The 1,384-nt window shown below is 73.6% G+C and carries 1 protein-coding gene; it reads left to right on the forward strand.

Annotation, left to right across the window (positions count from 1 at the left end; genetic code table 11):
* Nucleotides 1-119: 119 nt before the first annotated feature.
* Nucleotides 120-1,384 (forward strand): exodeoxyribonuclease VII large subunit (xseA, locus tag I53_RS03385; RefSeq protein ID WP_251982203.1); only part of this gene is annotated, 1,265 nt, incomplete at its 3' end.

Here is a 1,384-nt window from a genome sequence, read left to right on the forward strand (position 1 = left end):
ACGACCGCATTCCACAGCGGACTTTGACTGTCCTGCCGAGCCCCCTAGCGTCCGCCCATGCCCTCGTGCCGCCCCCGCGCCCCGCAGCCCAGCCCGCGGCGGATATCCCGCCGACCCGCGTGCTCAATGCCAACCAGCCCGAATGGTCGGTGGGCGAACTGGCCGGTGCCCTGAAACGCACGCTGGAGGACGCCTTCGGCCATGTCCGCCTGCGCGGCGAGATCTCGGGCTATCGCGGCCAGCACGGCTCGGGCCATGCCTATTTCTCCCTGAAGGATGGGCAGGCGCGGATCGACGCGGTGGTCTGGAAGGGTGTGTTCGGCCGCCTGCGCCAGCGCCCCCAGGAGGGGCTGGAGGTCGTCGCCACCGGTCGCATCACCACCTTTCCCGGGAAGTCTTCCTATCAGATCGTCATCGAGAACCTGGAGCCGGCGGGTCTCGGGGCCTGGATGGCTCTTCTGGAGGAGCGCAAGAAGCTGCTCGCCGCCGAGGGGCTGTTCGCCCTCGAGCACAAGCGGCCCATCCCCTACCTGCCGCAGGTCGTCGGCGTCGTCACTTCGCCGACCGGCGCGGTGATCCGCGACATCCTCCACAGGCTGGAGGACCGGTTCCCGCGGCCCGTCCTGGTCTGGCCGGTGCGGGTCCAGGGCGACGGCGCGGCCGAGGAGGTCGCGGCCGCGATACGCGGCTTCAACGCGCTTCCGGCTGGCGGCGCGATCCCGCGCCCGGACATACTGATCGTCGCCCGCGGTGGCGGCTCCATCGAGGATCTCTGGGCCTTCAACGAGGAATGCGTCGTCCGCGCCGCCTTCGAGAGCGCGATCCCGCTGATCTCGGCGGTCGGGCACGAGACCGACACCACGCTGATCGACTACGTGTCTGACCGCCGGGCGCCGACCCCGACGGGCGCCGCCGAGATGGCGGTGCCGGTCCGCGCCGACCTGATCGCCACGGTGGCGGACCTCTCCGCCCGTGGCAGAGGGGCGGTCGGGCGCCGGATCGACCGCGACCGGTCGGATCTGCGCGCCCTCGGGCGCGCTCTGCCCAGTGCCGACGCCCTGCTGGCGGCCAAGCGCCAGCGGCTCGACCTCGCCGAGGCGCGCCTCGCCCCGGCCCTCGCGGCGGGCGCCAGCCGCCATCGCGCGCGGCTCCAGCTCCTCCTCGACCGGATGGCCCGGCGCTCGCCCGACGTGGTCCTCGCCAACGCCCGCGCGCGGCTGGCGCGGATCGACCACCGGCCGCTNCATGCCCTGCGNCACGACGTCCAGCGCAAGGGCGAAGCCCTGATCCAGCTCGGGCGGCGCCTCGTCGTCGCGCGGGAGGCCGGCCTGGAACGGGCCCGGGCGCTGCAGGCGCGCCACACCGACCGCCTGCACGCGCTGTC

It is taken from the genome of Methylobacterium sp. B1 (assembly GCF_000333255.1).
In the GTDB taxonomy this organism is placed as follows: Bacteria; Pseudomonadota; Alphaproteobacteria; order Rhizobiales; family Beijerinckiaceae; genus Methylobacterium; species Methylobacterium fujisawaense.